A 17,871-nucleotide genomic window follows, 5' to 3' on the forward strand; every position below is an offset into this window, starting at 1 on the left:
CTCAGAGGGCGACGATGATGGGGACGGCGACGTGGACCTCTTCGCCGGCCGCGTGGGTTTTGACGACGCCGTTGACCGACCTGGTGACCGTGAGCGTCTGCGTCCACGACGTCCCGGACCCGGCCGGCGCCGACACGTTGGTGACGGTCATCCGCTCGCCGGCGATGAAGATGTCGAACGCGCCGTCGGCGATGGTCCAGACGCATTCGTCGGCGATCGTCAGCGCAACGGAGGTGGCCGTGGTGTTGAACGCCCCCGACGTGGTGGACGCGCCACAGTCCAGCCGCGGCGTGGAGGTGTCGAGCTTCCCGACAAGCCACTGCGCGCCCGGGCTGCAGTTGAGCCGGGCCGTCCACGCCGTGGACGAGATCGTCTCCGTGTAGCCCTCGACGAGCAGATCGAGCAGGTCCGGTGGTAGCTCGTTCGACGGGACGTTCGCGATGGTGATCCGGGACCCAATGTCCGTGTCCAGCCACGACATCCCGATCGACAGGTGCTTGTCGGTGAGGTTGAGCGTGATCTCCGGATACCGCAGCCCGGCCCCGGTCGTGCCCAGGTTCCGGAGCCAGTCCGCGTACTGCTGCAGCCCGACGCCGTTCCAGGCGTTCACGGCCACCGAGTCCGCGTAGACGCCCTGCGACGCGATCGATACCAGGTCCGTCGACCTCGCCGACGACCCGCCAGGGGAGGTGACCGTGACGTCGTTCTGCAGCAGGAAGTTGTCGTCCGTCGGGGAGAACGGCCAGCCGACATGCCCCTGGTTGACGTCCAATGCCAGGTCGACGGGCCGGTTGTAGCGCATGGCCCGCGGGAGCATCTCGAGGAAGCCCTGCTTGGAGTCGTGGATGACGCCCTGCTCGGTGTCCTCGACCTCCCGCAGCTGGGCCAGGACGTCACCGGTGCGCTGCGGACCCATCTGCTGTGTTGCCGTTCCACCGGCGCCGCCGTGGACGAGGTCGCCGATGAGCGGCGTGATCCCCTGCGCGGCGAGGAGCGCGGTGAACCGCTCCCGGGTCGTCTGCCCGGCCCCGCCGGACGCGCCGAGCGCTCCGGGCCCGAACGCGGTGTTCCCGTCGCCGAGGCCGACGTGGCCGATCGTGTGCCCGCCGTTGGAGAAGCCGGTCACCGAGTCGTGGTAGATGAGGCCGACACGGCCGGTCGTACCAGCCGGGGAGAACGACCCGCCGAACAGGGTGGCGAGGCCGCCGCCGTCCGGGACGTACCAGCACGTCCACGTCGCGTCGACGTTGCCGCCGTTCTGCGTCCCCGTCGCCAGGAACGCCAGCTGCCGGCCGTCGGACAGCTTCGCACCCGAGGCGGCGTCGGTGAAGTTCACCGCGGTGCTCGAGGTGACGCCACCACCGGACCCGAACGCGTCCAGCTGGATGGTGTCGGGCGAGCCGGGGTTGAGGCGCAGCTGCCACCGGACGATCGACTGCCCGGGCGTCACCCACGACATCAGCTGGGCGGTGCCCGAGATCGACGACGAGGGGATGCGCATCACCCAGCACACCGACCACGACCCGGAGGACGTGTAGGCCGGGATCTGGAACGCCACCCGGCCGTTGGAGGCACCGAGCGTCGGCAGGGGGTCGGAGCCGGCCAGGCCGGACGAGGCGGCGAGGGAGATGTTCGTGAACGTCCCCGGCAGCCCGCCGCTGGCGGAGGCGAGGGTCATCGCGCCGGTGCCGTCCTCCATCGGCCAGTAGCCGACGAGTCCCGGCGAGGACGAGGTGGCGATGTAGATCGCGGACTTCAGCGGCTGCGCGCGGCTCAGCCGGCGCAGTTGCCCCGACGCGGTGACCGGCGCATACGACTGGGTCAGCGCCGAGTCGCCCCAGGTCACAGGCCACTCGTCGACGAACCCGGTGAACTGGATCCGGGGCCCGTCGACCATCGAGAAGTCGTCGAAGTCGAAGGTCGCGTTGCTGTTGGTGTTGCCGACCTCGCGGAGGCTGTAGACGCCCGGCGCGCCCGCGACCGGGCCGAGCGGCATGCCGACGTTCGACCCGTCGATGAGCCACGTCGACGGCTCCGGGCTGCCGTCCAGCCATACCTTCATGCGGACGCTCGTCAGGCCGGTCTGGAGCCGGATCCGGTACCAGGCGCTGGTCGAGTGCGTGAGACCCGGCACCGTCGCCGACGCGTAGACGGTCTGGACGCTCGAGGCCCACGTCACCAGGCGTGCCGTGAGTGTCCCGGACGTGCCGAACTGGATCTCGCCGCGCGCGTTGTCGCCCGGACCGGTGTACCGGATCACCACGCCGGCCGACTGGGCTGCGCCCGTCGACAACGCGTTGACCCGCGCTCGCACGGTCACGTCCACCCGCACGAGCGAGATCGAGCCGAGATACGACCAGTGGTTGACGCCCGCCGACGGATGCGTGTGCCGGCCGCCCGAGGCCGGAGCGACCGAGAACTCGGCCGAGGTGCCACCGGTGACGTTGCTCCAGGCGCCGCCGACGTCCGCGCTGCCCCACGAGCTCGAGACGGTGCGGGCAAACGCGTCGCTGGCGGAGTTGACGTTCGGACGGATGCTGACCCGCAGCGGAGTGCCCCGCCGGAGCTGCCCGTAGTACGGGCCCACCGGGTTCCGCGGCACGAACCTCCCGCCGTTGTTGAGGAACGTCAGCGAGCACCGATCAGGCTGCGCATCGGAGAACCGGTCGGCGCGGCCGCGGGAGATGCTGATCTCCGACCCGCCGACGTAGTCCGTGACGTCCGTCCACGACCAGCTGTTCGGCTGGCCGGTGACCGTCGCGCCCAAGGCCAGCTCGGTACAGAAGACGAACTGCGTAGCAGCCACGAGCACCCCCTAGCGGGACGTCCGCACGCGCTGGCCGTTGACGTAGAGCTGGACCTTGTCGTCGTAGACGAGCCGCTGGAACATGGCCGCCACCGCGTCCGAGCTGTTTCCGGCGAAGCCGAGCGAGATCGCGAGCGGGCCGGAGGAGCGGGCCGTCGAGACGGAGAAGCCGTAGCTGTCCCCGACCGTCTGGGCGAGCGCCATCGCGCGTCCCTGCGAGATGCCGCGAAGCGGGATGAGCGCCTCGCCGCCCGTTTCCGGTTCGCCGAACAGGACGGTGCCGGGATCGGAAGGGGCGACCACCATGCCCGCCGCCGCGCGCCGAACGCCGCCCTTCGCGTACATGCCACCCCGGGACTGTCCCCGCGGGTTGTCGCCGACCTGCTTCACCGTGACGTAGACCGTCTTGTCCTTGAGGCCGTTGATCTTCCGGAGGGTCTCGTCGAGGTTTCTGATCGCCTCTGTGAGGCCATGGATGGCAATCTCGGTATCGACCTGGTGCGGAATGTTCTTGTACTTGCCGATCAGGCCTTCGATCTGGTCCTTTGTGAGGCCCGCCTTGCGCAGCTGCCTCTCAAGGGCGGCGGTGCCATCGTCGTACGCCTTCGCGGCGTCCTCGGCGGACATACCTACAGCGAGGTTGGACTGGTACTGCTGCATGTTCGCCTGCACCACGGCGAGCACCGCTTCGCGGTTCGCCTGACCTTTAGCGGCGTGGATGTCGAGGGTCTTGCCGTTCTGTTTGAACGACTCGTCAAGCTTCGTGAGCGACTCGTTGAAACCCAAAACCGCCTGGTCGAGACCCATCGTGGCCGAGAAAAGTTTGCCGACCATCTTCCCGGCCAAGCTGTCGACGGACACCGAGGTCTCGCCGAGCTTCTGGTCCATCGCCTCGAGGTCGACGACCGTCGACTTCGCCGAGGCGCCGTAGTCGTCCAGCGCTCGGGCGGCTGCGTGAAAGTTCGTCGACTGCTGCGGCAGGTCCCAGATCCACCTCGGGATCACGGCGTCGCGGAACGCGGCCAGCTTCCCGTAGGCCTTCTCGGCGAACCCGATCAGCCCGCCGAGGCCGGCGATGAGCATCTCGACGGCCCGCAGCAGGTCTCGCAGCGCCACCGCGCCACCTTCGCCGCCCTCCGCGATCGAGTGCGCGAAGACGGCGATGGCGTGGCCGATCATCGGCAGCTCGTCGGAGAGCACCTTCATCGCCGCGGCCGGCCCGTCGCCCTGGGTCAGGTAGTTCAGGGCCTTGCCGATCCAGCGTGCGAACTCGGTGGCACCGTCGACCAGTTGAGGCAAGTACTTCGCCGCGGCCTTGAAGGTCTCGTCGAGTTTGAGCGACCCAAAGGCGGCCCTGATCTGTGGAGCGGCGTCGATCAGCGGCTGCTGTAGCGGCTGAGCGGCGTTCGTGAACTCGTGCTTGATCCCGTCGATCGCCGTCTTCCAGCGGGCCTTGATCACCTCGGGGTTGCCAAGGATCGCGCCCATGATGCCGAGACCGACCGCGCTCGCCCCGCCGGCGGCGAGGACGAGACCGCCGGCGCTGGCGAGCACGAAGCTGACCGCGGAGACCAGCGCGGCGATGAGCGCGGCCGCGATGACCGGGCCGAGGACCGGCGTCGACAGCGCCCCGGAGATCGAGGCGGGCAGCATCTTCGCGAGGTTGTCGCCGAGGTCGTTCGCCCGGGTCCACATCCGTTTGAAGAAGCCGTCCAGGTCGTGCTCGTCGGGGACGATCGCGTCGGCGAGCTTCTTCCGGACGGACTGCAGCCCGCTGAGCCGTCCCTGGGCGTCGCCGAGCTTTCTGAAGACGTCGATGTCGCCGGTCTTGACAAACTCGTCGGCGAGCTTCTTGACCTCGGCCCGCGTCTGTTTGATCTTGGTGTCGAGGACCGCGAGGCCGTTGTTCTTCTCGCCCAGACTGTTGACCTTGTCCCCGACCGAGTTGATGTCCCCGCCGAGCAGCTTCAGCGCCGCCGCGGCCTTCGCCGCGTCCGGCGGGATCTTGTCGAGCTCGTCGTCGAGCCGGTCGACCTTGTCTCCGAGCTCGTCGACGGACTTCTTCGCGCCGACCATGCCCTTGATGAACTCGGCGACGTCCGCGACGAGGCTGACGCTGACCTTCCGGCCCATACGACACCCCCGGAACGTCTCGGATGATCGGCGGAGGGTGTTCGTCGCGTCACTGCGTCACACTGCGGCGGTGACCCCCGACACCGAACAGCCGTTCCAGCTCGGCCAGATGGCCCCACCCCGCCGGCGCACCGGCATGATCGGCGGCATCGCCGCCGGAGCCGTCGTGCTCGTCGGCGCGACCATTGCGATCACCTTGATGGCATCGAGGTCGTCGGCGCCGTCGGCTCCAACGTCCGACGCAACCCCCGTCGTCAACGGCATCAGCCGTCCGGACTCAACCTGCGTCACCACGGACGGGACCGACCACCAGGACTACTGGAACGGCAACGGCTGGTGGGCCGGCCGGGTCGACGGTGAGCCGAAGGAAATGCCAGCACTCAACGTCCTGTCGCTGAAACTCGGCGGGCACCAAATCAGCAATGCGTGGATCTGCGCTCCCCGCTAGCCCGGTCGCCGCGGCACCAGGTGCAGCAGCGACTGCGGATGCGGCTCGTCCTCGTGCGCCTTGTGCGACATGGAAAACGCAACGCAGCGGAAGCACTGGATCGGGGGCTCCGCCTTGAACCGGCGCTCGTTCTCCGATGCGGCGGTGATGTGGAGGTCGCCGCCGCAGGACGGGCAGCAGCCCTGCCGGTACAGCCGGAGGGCGAGCATCCAGCCTATCTGCTCCTCGTCCCACTCGACCTCGGGTGTCGACGAGTAGAGCCGGCCGTTGCGGTGCTCGTAGAAGGTGGTCGGCACCCAGCCACGCGCGGCCTTGAGGGAGATCTGGAGCTTCTCAGCCGTCTCTACCTCGGCGAGGAGCTCCGCATCTTCGGCGAGACGGCTTGCGAGAAAGGGATATCGATGGTGTCGGTGTTGATGTTCAACGCGACGGTGGTCATGTCCTGCCACTGCCCGTAGGTCAGCACCTCGTCGAACAGGATCGTTAAGGTCTCTTCGTCGAGCTCAGGGCTGACGAGCACGAGCGGGATCAGCTCGGCGAAGAACGGGTCGTACTCGAAGCCGAGTCGCGCCGACCGCTTGTCGATGATCTCGCCCTTGTCGTCCTTGCGGGGCGGGTGCTTGTCGACGAGTGCCCGGAACTGCGCCCGGGGCAGTGCCTGGAACGTGAGCGTGACCGTGGTCTTCGCGCCGCGGGCGATGACATCGTCGAGCTGCTGTTGGAGCTCGGCGGTCCGACCGCCGGAGAGCTTCTCGCTCGAGGCCGCGGCCTCGGCCGCGATCTCCTCGAGCAGCGCCTCGTACTCGGCGACGATGTCCGGGTCGGTGCACAGGTCGTAGGTGTCGGTCCGTCGTTTCGCGGACCGGATGAGCTGGCCGGGATCGGCGAGCTTCGGCCGGGACGGGCTCACGCGTTCGCCCCCAGCCACGAGGGCCAGGACTTCGCCGTGCCGAGGCCGACGATCACCGGCTCGGTGACGGCGTCCTCGGCCGCGCGGTCGAGGCGGATGCTGCCGCCCTCGGTGCGTAGGTAGCGCGTCACATGCAGCTGGTACTCGTGCTCGCCCTCAGCGATGAGGGTGAGCGGGCGGAGGTCGTTCGGCTCCAAGCCGAGCGACCGCACCCACGCCAGCACCTCCTCGCGCCGGTCGGGGCGGAGGGCGTTGACGTCGAAGCGGATCTGGAGTTCCTTCATGGTGGCCCCTCGTTTTGTGGCCCCTGCAGGTGTGGAGGAGTCCGGGCCAGGGGCCACCGGGCCCGGCCTCCAGCTCGTGTTAGGCGACCGTCGCGTCAGGCGACGGGGCCGCGGTGATCGGCGTCGGGACCTCGTACTTCATGACCGAGTTCGCGGTCGGCGTGAGCTCCTTACGCCGGCCGCAGATGATCGGGTAGACCTCGATCTGCTGCGACGACGCCCACGAGGTCGTCTCGGCGATGCCGCGGCGGATCACGATGAACCCGGTGGTGCCGCGCGAGAGCGTGGAGCGGATCGTGTCGGCGCCGACGGTCTGCTTCACCAGGCGCAGCAGGGTGCCGGAGTAGTCGTCCCGGCCGATCGTCTTCGTGTTGAACGTGCTCGCGAGCTTCGACGTGTCGACCTCGGCGGTCGTCGCCTCGAACCCGACGAGACCGTCTGCGGTCAGGGTGCCCTGGAGCAGGATGCCGGCGTTGAGCTCGGTCGTGGTCGGGAGGTTCTGGTTGGAGATGGCCGCGACGAAGGCGACCCGGACGTTTCCGTCGGCGTACACGTCAGCCACGGCTGGTCTCCTTCTTCTTCGTGGCGGGCTTCTCGGCCTCGGCAGCAGAAAGCCCCGGCGCTTCAGCAGCCGGGGCTTCGGTGGGGTCGCGGGTCAGGTCCGGTTCGGGCGGCGGCCCGTCGCACGGGTTCCAGCCCTGGGCCCGCCAGTACGGCAGGTCGGGCAGCTGGGCTCGGTTCCCGGTGGCGTCGTGCTCCATCCACGGGTGCTCGCTCAGTGGCGTCGTCATCGCGGCCTCAGAACTTGATCAGGTCGTAGGTGGTGCCGGTCAGCGTGCCGCCGAACGTGACCGTGGCCACGCCGGTCGCCGGGTTCACCGCGCTGACGGGGATGAGGATGTAGCGGACGCTGCTGGTCGGCACCGTCACAGGCGTGACCGTGCCGGCGTTGCCCTGCGCGGTCAGGTTCGGGTCGAGCACCGACACCGAGGCGGCGTTGGTGCCGCCGGTGACGACGCGCATCACGCAGCCGCCGCCGGGGATGATGTCGTTGCCGGAAATCGTGTCCGAGGCGGTCGGCGTGAACGGGGCGGGCGTCGTCCCGGTCAGCAGCACGGATTGGGCAGCATTCAGCGCCATGCGCGCTGGTCTCCTTTCAGGATGACGAGGCCCGGAGGCGATAGGTCTGCACGGCCGACATCACGGGCACGCCCGTGACGTCGTCGCGAACCGGGGGCTGGCTCTCCTCCATGCGGATCCGCCCGCAGGACAGGCCAGGAATCGTGGGGCTCGCGTCGAGCAGCTGGGACCGGGCGCGCTGCGCACCGGCCCGCGCCGATGCGGCGGTGTCGCCGACGGAGTGGACGATCCACCGGACCTCACGCACCCGGGAACGGCCGTCGACGCTGTTGTCCAGCGACTCGGCCGGGTACGACACCGAGGTGTAGATGACCCAGTAGGGCCGGGTCGCGGCCGCCGGGACGGTCCCGTCGTAGACCGGCATGGCTGGGCTGATCGGGTCTGCGGCGAGCAGCGCGAGGCCGGCGTTGACGAGCGCCTGGTCGAGGCCGTCGGTCATCCCGGATCAACCTCCGGGCCGTCGACGTACTCGCCGTTGAGGAGCTTCTCGCCGAGGTTCTCCATGTAGCTGTAGAAGGTGTTCTCCTCGAGGGCGAGGCCAGGGTCGAGGTGCGGGATCGGGTCGTTGTTCGCCGACCCGAGCTCGATGAGCCGGCCGAGGCCACCCTGGAGCCGTTCGGTCTTGGGGCCGATCTCGGCGGATATCACAGCGCCGCGGGCGGTGACGTCGTAGGAGATCGACTTCGGGTAGTGCGGCAGGTAGCCGCGGTGCGACGCCGCGCGGATGATCCGCTGCGCCTCGCGCTTGACGTTCAGCGCGCCCTTCCCGGTGATCTTCTTCCCGTCGGGGATCGCGCGCTCGACGGCCCGCTGCATGTCCGCAGAGAGTTCCTCGAGGCCGGTCGCCTTGGCGCCCATCAGCCGCTCACCTCGACCATCGGGAAGCGCCGCGCGGTCAGGTACGTCTTGTGCGCGGGCCCGCGGAGCCGGAACGTCCGCCCGACCAGATCCGGGTCGAGCACCGAGGCGGCGACGGTGACAAGGTCGTCGGACTGCACCACGGTCACCGAGGCCGGCAGGTGCAAGGTGAGCTGGCCGACGAACACCGACGCCTCACCGATCGTCGTCGGCGTCGTCGCCGGGTTCGACTGCTGGACCTTGGCCTTGCCGGTGTAGACCGTCGACCAGGTCGGCGTGACCGCGCCAGTCTCCTGGTCGGTGGACGTGCCGGTCTGGTGCTGGACGGTGACCGTGTCGGGCATGTCCTGCTCGGCGCGCTGGCGGCCGCGGAGCGCGATGGTGTACGCGGACATCGGCATCTCCCTACAGGCGCTGCGTGACTCCCGTGTTCGGCCGCTGAGTGATACCGCCGGGCTGGCGGGCGGTCGTCCCGGAGTTCGGCCGAGGCGTGGTCTTGATGACTCGCGCGTTGAAGGCGGAGCCGGTCGCAGTGGCGGTTTCTGCAGCGACGCTTCCGGTGCCCCCGAGGGCGACCGTGGGTGTTGCTGCTGCGCCGAGCGCGGCCGCGGCTTCGGCGTTCGCCTGGATGGCCAGGACGGTGAGGAACGCGGCGCCGGTCCCGGCCGCGGCCTCGGCCTGGGCGCCGCTGCCGCTGGCGGCGTTCGGCGCGGTGCCTGCCGCGGCGGTGGCTTCGACGGGGACGCCGATGTTCACCGACGCGTCGAACGCGGCGCCGCCGGCGGCGCTGAAGTCCCCGGCCGCGGCGATCGCGATGACCGGGGTCGGCGCGGTGCCGGTCGCCGTGGTTGCCTCGGCATTGGCGCTGGTCTGGGTGGCCGTGGAGACCGTGGCGTCGAACGCGGAGCCCGTGCCGGTGGTGGCTTCGGCGTTGACCGCGATCGTGGCCGTGGCATCCAGCGCGGCGCCAGTGCCGGTGGCCGCCTGGGCGGCCGGCCGGACGTCGGCGGTGGCGCTGAACGCGGTACCGGTGGCCGTGGTGGCCTCGGCGTTGGCGGTGACGTTCGAGGCGGTGGAAACGGTCGCGTCGAACGCCGTCCCGGCCGCGGCGGTCGCCTCCGCGTTGACGGCCGCGGCGGCCTGGGCGTCGTAAGCGGTCCCCGCCGCAGAGGGCGCTTCGGCGGGGACGGCGACCGAGACGGCCGCGTCCGGTGCGGTACCGGTGCCGGCGGTGGCCTCGGCGTTCGCGCCGGTGCTGCCGCCGCCGCCAGAGGCTGGCACGATCTCGACGACGACCCAGCTCAGGTTGGTGCTCGCGGCGGGCAAGGTGATGTTGAGCGTCGTCGAGCCGCCTGCGGTGCCGTCCGCCGCGGTGCGGCGGAAGAAGCCGTAGGTGATGTCGGACAGGATGTTCGCGCTGCCCTCGCGCGTCGTGCCCGAGCCCGCAGTCTGGGCGCCCTTGAGGTCCCAGTCGCAGGTCACGCCGAAGAGCTGCGAGTTGGCGACGGTGCCGAGCACACTCTGGGCGATCGACGCCGTGCTCGTGCTGCCGGTGACGACCTTCGTGCCCTGCGGGGTGGTGGCGTCAGCGCCGGTGAGGACCTTGACGCAGAGGGCGGCGCCTCGGGCGCCGGAGCCGGTGCCGGTCGTCACGGTGACGGTCATCGCGCCCGGGCTCGTGCCGACGTTCGCCGTCCAGATCGCCGCCTGGCCGTCGACCGTCGGGCTCACGGAACGGTGCTTCCAGCTCGGCGTGCCGTAGGAAAGGCTGCCGCCCGCCACCGTCGGTGTGGCCGGATCGGATGCAGTGCCGGTGTTGCCCGACCACATCACGAGAACCGTGCTGTTGCTCGGCGGCGTGAAGCTCGCCGTGGTGACCGTCGCCGTCGTCGAGCTGGTCTGCGTGACGATCGCGGGCGACGACGCGTCGATCGCGAGCGCCACGGCTCAGCCCCCTATGCCTGCAGCGCGGTGATCTGCCCGAAGCTGAGGATGTCGCTGATGTTGGAGATGCCCCGGGCCGCGAGCTGGCCGGCGGTGAAGCTCCGGGTGCCCTCGATGCCCGACACGTCGATCGAGCGCGACGGGCTTGCCGGGTCGCCGATCACGATGGTGACGTAGAGGCAGCCCGCGTCGCGGGTGATGCTGCCGCCGGTAATCGCGCCCGTCGACTGGTTGAACGTCACCGTCGCCGAGATTGAGCGCTCGAGGTAGTCGCCGCCGCTGTTGTAGAACTCCCACGGGGACGTGGGCCCAGTGCCGGTCTTCGAGAGGGCCATGGCGCGCTCCTAGACGGTGAACGCGGCGATGCCGCTGGCGTTCCAGACGATGGTGAACGTGCCGGCGGTGACGGACTGGGCGCCACCGAAGTAGTTGAAGCAGACACCCTGGTCGGCGACGGTGCCGCCGGTGATGGTGTCGTCGTAGACGAGCGCGCCGAAGGCGTTGCTGATCGTGACCGTGCCGCCGCCGGCGAGGTCGGCGGCGTCGAACGTGATCGTCCCGGAGGAGGTGCCGAACGTCTTCGACGCAAGCGCGCGGCCGCCGGCGACCCAGTTGGTGGCGTCGGTGACCTCGTTCGCGGTGACCCACGTGCCGGTGTTGTAGCCGGTCGACGCGACGGCCGCGGTCCGGTCCGGGGTGACGGAGTTGTTGAACAGGGCGGCCTTGACGGTGTCGCTGTCGAGGCCGGTCCAGGAGGTGCCGGACGACTGGAACATCGGCCCGGCCACGAACTCCTGGAAGATCTTCGAGTTGGTCCAGGCCATGTCAGGCTTCTCCTCTGCCTGTTGCAGTTGGCGCGTAGACGGTGCAGTCCTGCCCGTCGTCGCGGGTCGTGATGATCGCCATGACCGGCCGGCCGTCGCCGTCGGTCTGGACGAGGTCGCCGTTGACGTAGTCCTCGCGCTCCACGGGCCGGTGCTCGGCCCGGGTGCCGGCCGGGACCATCGGCGCGGTGAGGCCCTTCAGCCCGCGGCAGGAGTGCATCCGGGTGTGCGGCTGGGCCTCGTGCGTCACGTCGGTGACGTCACAGGACGGGCATTCCCACCGGCGCTCCGGCGAGAGCAGGACCCCATGCATGCAGACCCCCCGCCTCAGGTGGTGAGCTGGTTGCCGGCGGGGACGACGGTCCAGTGCCAGTCCGGGTCCGGGAAGCTGTAGGACGGCTGGCCGCTGGTGCCGTAGCTGGTGCGGACCTCGGTGAGGATGTCCTTGCGCCGCTGCCGGTCCCAGGTGACGTTGTGGTCGTCGACGGACTCCGACGCGGCCCCGTCCGGGTTCCGGTAGGCGATCGCGGCGAGCTCCAAGCCCCACGCGAACAATCGGTCGTCGACCGTCGTGAACGACGTCAGGCCGGTAGCCGACAGCAGCCAACCGGACGCGACACGCCGAGCCACGATGGCGCTCGACGTGTCGACGTCCTGCTGCAGGTAGGAGGCGAACTCCTCCGGCGTGAAGAGGTCCGCCATCCCCGCCTCCTAGTTGCCGTACTTGGCGCGGAGGTCGTCGCGGGACAGGCCACCTTCGTCCTCGGCCTTGGTCTCGTCCTCCGGCGCGCCCTGCGACGCGGCGTAGGCCGCCCAGTCCGCGCGGGAGGCGTTGCCGCGCGGGCGGTCGCCGCGCTGCTGCTGGTCCACCTGCGACTGTGGCGTGCCCGCGTCGGACTGGCCGAAGACGACCGGCTGGCCGCCGACGACCGCAGCGTCCGCCTCGGGCGTGCCCTCCTCGGCGACCATGCCCTTGCGCACGTGCCGCTCGAGGTCCTCCTGGTTGACGTTGCTCGGCAGCGGCGCGCCGGCATAGAAGCCGGCGAGGACCTCCTGGCCGAGGACGTCGTCGCGAACCCGAAGGGTCACGTACGGCGAGGTGACCTTGTAGACCTTCATCAGGACACCACCCCGGTGATCTCCTGTGCGGCGCCGGTCTCCTGTACGACCGGGACGGTCTTACGGCGGCCCTGCAGGTCCCACGCGTCGATCTCGTCGATGCGGATCGACTTGATCTGCACGCCGAGATCGGCGACGGAGTAGCCGGGCGCGCCGTCGGTCTCGTCCGCCATGCCGCCGAGCGCCTTCGAGTCCAGCACCAGAGCCGACGTGGTCAGGGCGGGCGTGCGCAGGACGGTCAGGTTCGCGATCGTCTCGATCATGCCGGTGTAGACCGGGTTCTCGCTCGTCTCGCGCTTGCGCAGCTGCGCGATCGCGTCGTTGAGCATCAGGTACGTGTAGCCCTTGGTGGGCACCACGAGGGTGTCCGGGTCGTACCCGAGGTTCCGGTCGACGATCGTCTGGATGGCCAGGAGGATGTCGTCGAGCGGCTTGCGGTTCGCGGCGGTGGCGTTGTCCCACGAGCCGGCCGTGGCCGTGTCGGCCGCGGCGGACTGGACCGCGGACATGGTCACCGCGTCGACCTGCTTGATGATCGAGTTGACGACCTTCTGCAGACAGCGGTCGACGGCGGCGCCCGCGTACTGGTTGCGGGCCACCTCCTCGTCGGTGAGGCGGACCTTCTGGCCCCACTTCGAGATCGCCGCGATCGCGGCGGTACCGGTCGGCAGGTTCGCGAACGGGTACTCGGAGCCGGCCGACACCGCCTCCACCGTGCGGTCCGTGACGAACGGCTCGGTCTGCTCGTACAGGACCGCGCCGCCCTGCGACTTGAACCGCTGGGTGAGGATCTGGTCGCTGACGAAGCGAAGGTCCTTGTAGTTGCGCAGCCGGCGCTGCAGGAACGTGGGGTTCTGCAGGAAGCGGCTGATGGACAGCGTGTCGCCCGAAAGGGTCGGGGCCGCTGCCGGGTAGGAACCGGGCATTGCCTATCTCCTCTCGGGATTACCGACGGCCCTGGAAGCGGACCTTGTTGGTGGTGTTCGCGGTGACGGTCTGCAGGGCGGTGCCGATCAGCGTTCCGGCGGCGGCCTGGGTCGCCAGCGACGTGCCGGCCGGGTCGACCTGGCCGTTGGCGGCGGCCTGGAGGCCGTTGCCCTGGGTGATGTTGTTCGCGGCGACGATCTCGTGGATCAGGCCGTCGAGCGGCCAGATCGAGACCCGGCCGCCGGACGGGGCGTCGTGCGCGAATACGCCGAGGACGATCGCGGACAGCGCACCGGCCGTAGCGACGGTGTTCGAGCCGGACACCGCGGCGAGCGTGCCGCCGGTGACGGACGCCGACGTGGTCATCGTGAACGGGGTCTGGCCGGCCGAGTAGACGGGCGCGTAGTCAGCCACGGCTGGTCTCCTTCGCGTTCGGCGGGAACAGGTGGCCGAACTCGGCGTCGAAGTCCTTGTCGTCGGCGTCGTTGTAGCCGAGGGCCTCGGTCGGGATGAGACCCGGCGCGAGGCTCGCGATCAGCTGGCGGGCGCCCTCCGGGTCGGCGTTCCACGCCCGCACCCAGTGGTCGCGGCGGGCGGGCGCGAACTTCCCGGCCTTGACCGCCTCGGTGATGATCTGGTCGCGCTCGTTCTCGCGCTGCCGCTGCGCGGCGGCCTCGAGACGCTTGAGCCGGTCCTCGCGCTCCTGCCACGCCGACGCGTCGACGCGCATGGTGCCCGGCAGGTCCGGGCCGGCCGCGGCCGCTACCGGGGCGGTCGGGGCGAGCCCCGCCGCGCCGAGCGCGGACCTCACCTCGTCGTCGGAGGCTTCGGGACTGAGACCGATCGCCTCTCGGATCTTTGCCGGATCCATCTGGCCGGCCTCCTTCACGGTTGTGGTTTCCTCCGCCTCCGGGGCGGGAGCTGTGGCCGCGATGGGCGCGGCGGTGGGGGCGCGGGCGACGACGCGTTGCGCGGCCGCCGAGGCGGCGATGCCGAGCGCGGCGGGGAGGTCGCGCAGGGACCGGATCGAGCCGATGCCGGGCGGGGTCACGCCGAGGAGGGCGAGGCCGTCGAGGACGAACGAGAAGACCTCGCCGTCCTGGTCCTGGTAGTTGGTCCAGCCCTCGACGGACCGGTTCGGCCATGCGTCCTTCGCGGTCGCGGCGAGCCAGTCGGGCATGCCGTCGAGCTGCCGGGCCTTGAGCACCGGGCCGCGGTCGTCCTCGTCGAGCCAGATGTCGGCGTTGTTGAGCCAGCCGAACGCGGGTTCGCCGTCGAAGCGGGGGTCGACGTGGCCGAGCTTCAGGGCGTTGCGGGCGTCGGCGTGCTTAGCCGCGTACCGGGCCGCGTCCTGGAGCATTTCGACGGTGAACGTTGTCTTCCCTGAGGCGAGGTCCCACGTGCCGGGCCGGGCGAGTTCAATGTCGAGCAGCGCGGCCGCTTCGACCCGGGACGCCTTCGTCTTCTTCGCCGGCGCCTTCAGCGACTTCAGCCGGTCGATGAACGCGGGGTCGACGATCCCGGTCGGGTTCATGCCCAGCTGCTTCTGCGCAGCCTTGACGGCGTCGGTGGTCAGTGGCCCGAACTCGCCGTCCTTGCGAAGCTGCCGACCCTTCGAGTCGGAGAAGTGGAGCCGGTTCAGCTGCTCCTGCAGGTCCATGACCTGCTGGCTGGGCTTGCCGTAGCCGGTGCCGGAGACGCCGTCGAAGCCGAGCTGGCCGGCGGGGATGGGCCGCCGGGGTGGGCTGTCTGGCCTCTTCTTCGCGGGCGCGGCGCCCTTCTTCCCGGGCGTACTGGTCTTCTTCGACGGCTTCGGGGCGGGCTTCGACGAGCCGGAACCGCCGCCGCCGGAGGTGAACTCGCCGCCGTTGTCGGAGCCGGCCGGGGCGCGCGGGTGCGAGCCGGGCTCGAACGCCGCTTCGACCCGCTCCTCGTCGTCGTCCGGCTCTTCCTCGTCGAGCTCGTCTTCCACTCCCTCGAGGTCCTCGTCTTCGTCGAGGTCCTCTTCCGGCTCATCGACGAGCGCGTCCTCGACGTCGTCCTCGCGCAGGGCATGCGTCATCCCCCACGCACCTCCAATCAGGAGTCACGCGGGCTGGCAGCCCTAGGTGATGAGGTCTATCCGGGCCCGACGACCTTGCCGCGCGGCGGCTTCCCGTGCTTGACCCGATTCGCGTCAGAGCCGGGCCATATCCCGAACCGCTCGTGGAACCAGTTCGCGGCGGTCCGCTTGGCCATGTTCAGGCTCAGGTACTTGACGAGGTGGTGGTACAGCTCGGTGAACGTGTCCCACTTCGCCGCGCCTTCGCCGTACAGCCAGTAGTGCTTCAGCTGCTCGCCGCCCGGGTGCGTATCAACGCCGCCGGCCGCCTGGACGTTGCCTGGGCCGATCTGACCCTGGATGTCGTCGAGGTGCCGGAGGAGTTTCGCGGCCCGTTTCGGATCGAGCTTCGCCGAGTCGCCGTCAGAGCCGACCGTCCCGACCGACAGGTCCCACGAAACAGGGCTGTCGTCGTTGAGGTAGACGTCCCACCGCACGTCGGAGTACAGGTTCGGCAACGTTCCCGACGCCACGGGCGCCTCACCGCGCCCCACCGCATCCGACGGCGTGCCGCCCTTCGCCCACTCCCGCTCGGCCGCGGCCGCGGCCTTCCTCGCCTGCGTCACTGCGCCGGCAAGGTCCGTTCGGAGCTGCTGAAGCTCGCCCGGTTCGAGCAGCGCGGTGCCGCCCTTGTTCGCCGCCTTCCACCGGTCCGAGTCGCCGTCGGACGGAATGAACCCGATCCGCACGTCAGCGCCGTCAGGTCCGCGGACCACCGCGAAGTTCACGTCGACGTCGCCGGAGGTGTCGCTGATCCGGCTCGACGACTCGAGCTTCTCGCCAGGGTCGAGGTCGATCCGTCCGGCCAGGTTCAGGGCATCCTTCGCCACCGACGGGCCCGGGATGCCGTCGCCCCATTCGCCGTTCGGGTCGCGCAGCTGGCCCGGGTCGTACCGTGCCTTGACCGCGCGCTTCCGTGTGGCTGCGACGGACAGCTCTCCCGTCGGCGTGGGTTCGGGCGGCGTCGGCGCCTGCGCGCCAGGCGCTGGAGTCGCCGTGGCCGGGTCCGCGGCCGGCAGCCCGTACTGCTGCCGGGACTCCTGCTCAAGGACAGCGTCCGGGTGGATGATCCCGGCGTCAACGAGGGTCTTCAGGGCCTGGGCGGTGGCCTGCTGCTGGCTGCCGATCTCGTCGAAGACGAGCCGCGGTGCTGGTTCGTTCTCCCCGAAGTTCAGGTCGACGAGGTCCTCGATGACGTGCTGGGTGGTGACGTCGGCGATCTGCTGGGCCAGGGTCTGCAGGGAGAAGACGAAGAAGTCCGCGAACGTCGTCCCCAACGCCCAGCTACCGGTCTGGGTGCCGAGGTTGAGGAAGTGGGCGAGGACGGCTCGGGCGATCTGCTCGTCGTGGTACCGGATCGGCACGTCCGCGTCGGGCAGGGTGCCCTCGACGCCGCGGAGCACCAGGTCGGCGCCGAAGGGCACGGCGGAGCCCGCGGCCTCGCCGGCGCGCCACAGCGTGGCCATCCGCTTGCCCTCGACCATCGCCTCCTCGGAGGCGCCTTCCTGGGCCTTGTAGAGCGGGATGCCCATGCCGTTGCGCTCGACGGTCTGCGCCTGGACGCGGAGCAACCGGTCCTTGATGAGCCAGTTCTTGTACGCCGGCCGCAGGACGGACTGGCCGAGCCAGTTGCCGCCCTCACGGTTACGGACGTAGGCGACGAGCCGGTCCACGGGGATCTTCTGCGGCTGCCGGTTTGTCGCCGTCCACCACTGCGTGATCGACACGAGGCCGCCGTCGGCGGCCACCTCGACCTCGGAGATGGTCTTCGGCATCCGCGGGGCGAGCTTCTTCAGGTGCGCCTCGGTCCCGGCGTCGTTCACGCTGTAGACCTGCTCGAAGTACATGTGCCCGTAGACGAGCTCGAGGAGCGCCATCCGCAGGTGCTCGGGCCAGGAGAACTTCCCCTTCGTACGGGCGGAAGGCTTGGTGTCCTTCCCGACGATCGGCAGCCCGAGGTCGTTCGCGACGAACTTGACGACGGTCGCGCGGGCGCCGTTGGGGTCGATCCGCCACGGCGTCCGGCGGACGGGCAGCGTGACGGCCTCGAGGACGGAGTTCACCTGCGCGTCGGTGCGGCGCATCGCGTCGTAGACGGCGACGGACTGCGGCCACTGCAGCTCGGGCGTGGTCTCGTCCTCGTACAGCCACCACTGCGAGTTGACGGCCTGCGCGTACCCGATCTCGGACCGCGTCGCCACGGCCGGCTTCGTCGCGGCGGCCTGGACCCGGCTCGGGATGCCCGGCAGCTCGATCTCCATCTGCATCGCGCCGACCCCCTCGGACGTGTACGTTCAGGCGAGGTGGTTCGGCAGCACGCCCCGACTTCGTGCGCGGGGAGGGCCGGTTCAAGTCCGGACCTGGGCTGAAAGCACGG

Annotated in this window: 22 protein-coding genes; 1 reads left to right on the forward strand and 21 read right to left on the reverse strand. The window is 70.1% G+C overall.

Features of this window, described 5'->3' with window-relative positions; all coding sequences use genetic code 11:
- Position 1 precedes the first annotated feature (1 nt).
- Positions 2-2,806, reverse strand: a complete 2,805-nt coding sequence (locus ACQP1P_RS38505; protein ID WP_433078842.1) for a hypothetical protein — start codon at positions 2,804-2,806, stop codon at positions 2-4.
- 9 nt (positions 2,807-2,815) lie between these two features.
- Positions 2,816-4,939 (reverse strand): hypothetical protein, encoded by a 2,124-nt coding sequence (locus tag ACQP1P_RS38510; protein ID WP_433078844.1) that lies wholly within the window; start codon positions 4,937-4,939, stop codon positions 2,816-2,818.
- Positions 4,940-5,009: 70 nt separating this feature from the next.
- On the opposite strand from ACQP1P_RS38510, the gene ACQP1P_RS38515 reads away from it, so the two are divergent.
- Positions 5,010-5,387, forward strand: a complete 378-nt coding sequence (locus ACQP1P_RS38515; RefSeq protein ID WP_433078846.1) for a hypothetical protein — start codon at positions 5,010-5,012, stop codon at positions 5,385-5,387.
- On the opposite strand, the gene ACQP1P_RS38520 is transcribed toward ACQP1P_RS38515, so the two are convergent.
- The 19 genes from ACQP1P_RS38520 to ACQP1P_RS38610 all read right to left on the reverse strand — a co-directional run bounded on the left by ACQP1P_RS38520 (position 5,384) and on the right by ACQP1P_RS38610 (position 17,761).
- Positions 5,384-5,683: a hypothetical protein gene (locus ACQP1P_RS38520; protein WP_433078848.1), complete on the reverse strand. Its 300-nt coding sequence runs from the start codon at positions 5,681-5,683 to the stop codon at positions 5,384-5,386. The genes ACQP1P_RS38515 and ACQP1P_RS38520 overlap by 4 nt on opposite strands.
- A gap of 47 nt (positions 5,684-5,730) precedes the next feature.
- On the reverse strand, positions 5,731-6,297 hold the full coding sequence (locus ACQP1P_RS38525) for a hypothetical protein (RefSeq protein ID WP_433078850.1): 567 nt from the start codon (positions 6,295-6,297) through the stop codon (positions 5,731-5,733).
- Positions 6,294-6,581 carry a hypothetical protein gene (locus ACQP1P_RS38530; protein ID WP_433078852.1) on the reverse strand — a complete coding sequence of 96 codons (288 nt, stop codon included), beginning with the start codon at positions 6,579-6,581 and terminating at the stop codon, positions 6,294-6,296. The genes ACQP1P_RS38525 and ACQP1P_RS38530 overlap by 4 nt, the downstream gene beginning before the upstream one ends.
- A gap of 79 nt (positions 6,582-6,660) precedes the next feature.
- Positions 6,661-7,143, reverse strand: coding sequence for a hypothetical protein (locus ACQP1P_RS38535; protein ID WP_433078854.1), 483 nt, complete (start codon positions 7,141-7,143; stop codon positions 6,661-6,663).
- Entirely contained in the window at positions 7,136-7,372 is a 237-nt protein-coding gene (locus ACQP1P_RS38540; protein WP_433078856.1) for a hypothetical protein, read from the reverse strand. The genes ACQP1P_RS38535 and ACQP1P_RS38540 overlap by 8 nt, the downstream gene beginning before the upstream one ends.
- Positions 7,373-7,379: 7 nt before the next feature.
- Positions 7,380-7,721: a hypothetical protein gene (locus ACQP1P_RS38545; protein ID WP_433078858.1), complete on the reverse strand. Its 342-nt coding sequence runs from the start codon at positions 7,719-7,721 to the stop codon at positions 7,380-7,382.
- A gap of 16 nt (positions 7,722-7,737) precedes the next feature.
- Positions 7,738-8,160, reverse strand: a complete 423-nt coding sequence (locus ACQP1P_RS38550) for a hypothetical protein (RefSeq protein ID WP_433078860.1) — start codon at positions 8,158-8,160, stop codon at positions 7,738-7,740.
- On the reverse strand, positions 8,157-8,579 hold the full coding sequence (locus ACQP1P_RS38555) for a hypothetical protein (RefSeq protein ID WP_433078861.1): 423 nt from the start codon (positions 8,577-8,579) through the stop codon (positions 8,157-8,159). Before ACQP1P_RS38555 ends, ACQP1P_RS38550 begins: the two co-directional genes overlap by 4 nt.
- Entirely contained in the window at positions 8,579-8,974 is a 396-nt protein-coding gene (locus ACQP1P_RS38560; RefSeq protein ID WP_433078863.1) for a DUF6093 family protein, read from the reverse strand. Before ACQP1P_RS38560 ends, ACQP1P_RS38555 begins: the two co-directional genes overlap by 1 nt.
- 10 nt (positions 8,975-8,984) lie before the next feature.
- A complete protein-coding gene (locus ACQP1P_RS38565; RefSeq protein ID WP_433078865.1) occupies positions 8,985-10,523 on the reverse strand; it encodes a hypothetical protein in 1,539 nt (512 codons plus the stop codon).
- Between the two features lie 11 nt (positions 10,524-10,534).
- Positions 10,535-10,858 (reverse strand): hypothetical protein, encoded by a 324-nt coding sequence (locus ACQP1P_RS38570; RefSeq protein ID WP_433078867.1) that lies wholly within the window; start codon positions 10,856-10,858, stop codon positions 10,535-10,537.
- 9 nt (positions 10,859-10,867) lie between these two features.
- Positions 10,868-11,347, reverse strand: a complete 480-nt coding sequence (locus ACQP1P_RS38575) for a hypothetical protein (protein ID WP_433078869.1) — start codon at positions 11,345-11,347, stop codon at positions 10,868-10,870.
- 1 nt (position 11,348) lies between these two features.
- The gene (locus ACQP1P_RS38580; RefSeq protein WP_433078871.1) at positions 11,349-11,660 is read right to left on the reverse strand and encodes a hypothetical protein; all 312 of its coding nucleotides are present in this window, start codon (positions 11,658-11,660) and stop codon (positions 11,349-11,351) included.
- Between the two features lie 14 nt (positions 11,661-11,674).
- A complete protein-coding gene (locus tag ACQP1P_RS38585; protein ID WP_433078873.1) occupies positions 11,675-12,049 on the reverse strand; it encodes a hypothetical protein in 375 nt (124 codons plus the stop codon).
- Between the two features lie 9 nt (positions 12,050-12,058).
- The gene (locus ACQP1P_RS38590) at positions 12,059-12,466 is read right to left on the reverse strand and encodes a hypothetical protein (RefSeq protein ID WP_433078875.1); all 408 of its coding nucleotides are present in this window, start codon (positions 12,464-12,466) and stop codon (positions 12,059-12,061) included.
- A complete protein-coding gene (locus ACQP1P_RS38595; protein ID WP_433078877.1) occupies positions 12,466-13,392 on the reverse strand; it encodes a hypothetical protein in 927 nt (308 codons plus the stop codon). Before ACQP1P_RS38595 ends, ACQP1P_RS38590 begins: the two co-directional genes overlap by 1 nt.
- Positions 13,393-13,411: 19 nt before the next feature.
- Complete coding sequence (locus ACQP1P_RS38600) at positions 13,412-13,807, reverse strand: capsid cement protein (protein WP_433078879.1); 396 nt, start codon at positions 13,805-13,807, stop codon at positions 13,412-13,414.
- On the reverse strand, positions 13,800-15,455 hold the full coding sequence (locus tag ACQP1P_RS38605; protein ID WP_433078881.1) for a peptidoglycan-binding protein: 1,656 nt from the start codon (positions 15,453-15,455) through the stop codon (positions 13,800-13,802). Before ACQP1P_RS38605 ends, ACQP1P_RS38600 begins: the two co-directional genes overlap by 8 nt.
- A gap of 56 nt (positions 15,456-15,511) precedes the next feature.
- Entirely contained in the window at positions 15,512-17,761 is a 2,250-nt protein-coding gene (locus ACQP1P_RS38610) for a phage portal protein family protein (RefSeq protein ID WP_433078883.1), read from the reverse strand.
- Positions 17,762-17,871 lie beyond the last annotated feature (110 nt).

The organism is Dactylosporangium sp. CA-052675 (assembly GCF_050947935.1).
Classification (GTDB): domain Bacteria; phylum Actinomycetota; class Actinomycetes; order Mycobacteriales; family Micromonosporaceae; genus Dactylosporangium.

Coding starts and splice junctions, on each gene's coding strand:
- ACQP1P_RS38570 (WP_433078867.1), bottom strand. CDS start 10,858: ATGGCCCTCTCGAAGACCGGCACTGGGCCCACGTCCCCGTGGGAGTTC.
- ACQP1P_RS38605 (WP_433078881.1), bottom strand. CDS start 15,455: ATGACGCATGCCCTGCGCGAGGACGACGTCGAGGACGCGCTCGTCGAT.
- ACQP1P_RS38590 (WP_433078875.1), bottom strand. CDS start 12,466: ATGAAGGTCTACAAGGTCACCTCGCCGTACGTGACCCTTCGGGTTCGC.
- ACQP1P_RS38560 (WP_433078863.1), bottom strand. CDS start 8,974: ATGTCCGCGTACACCATCGCGCTCCGCGGCCGCCAGCGCGCCGAGCAG.
- ACQP1P_RS38595 (WP_433078877.1), bottom strand. CDS start 13,392: ATGCCCGGTTCCTACCCGGCAGCGGCCCCGACCCTTTCGGGCGACACG.
- ACQP1P_RS38575 (WP_433078869.1), bottom strand. CDS start 11,347: ATGGCCTGGACCAACTCGAAGATCTTCCAGGAGTTCGTGGCCGGGCCG.
- ACQP1P_RS38550 (WP_433078860.1), bottom strand. CDS start 8,160: ATGACCGACGGCCTCGACCAGGCGCTCGTCAACGCCGGCCTCGCGCTG.
- ACQP1P_RS38510 (WP_433078844.1), bottom strand. CDS start 4,939: ATGGGCCGGAAGGTCAGCGTCAGCCTCGTCGCGGACGTCGCCGAGTTC.
- ACQP1P_RS38580 (WP_433078871.1), bottom strand. CDS start 11,660: ATGCATGGGGTCCTGCTCTCGCCGGAGCGCCGGTGGGAATGCCCGTCC.
- ACQP1P_RS38530 (WP_433078852.1), bottom strand. CDS start 6,581: ATGAAGGAACTCCAGATCCGCTTCGACGTCAACGCCCTCCGCCCCGAC.
- ACQP1P_RS38610 (WP_433078883.1), bottom strand. CDS start 17,761: ATGCAGATGGAGATCGAGCTGCCGGGCATCCCGAGCCGGGTCCAGGCC.
- ACQP1P_RS38540 (WP_433078856.1), bottom strand. CDS start 7,372: ATGACGACGCCACTGAGCGAGCACCCGTGGATGGAGCACGACGCCACC.
- ACQP1P_RS38555 (WP_433078861.1), bottom strand. CDS start 8,579: ATGGGCGCCAAGGCGACCGGCCTCGAGGAACTCTCTGCGGACATGCAG.
- ACQP1P_RS38545 (WP_433078858.1), bottom strand. CDS start 7,721: ATGGCGCTGAATGCTGCCCAATCCGTGCTGCTGACCGGGACGACGCCC.
- ACQP1P_RS38585 (WP_433078873.1), bottom strand. CDS start 12,049: ATGGCGGACCTCTTCACGCCGGAGGAGTTCGCCTCCTACCTGCAGCAG.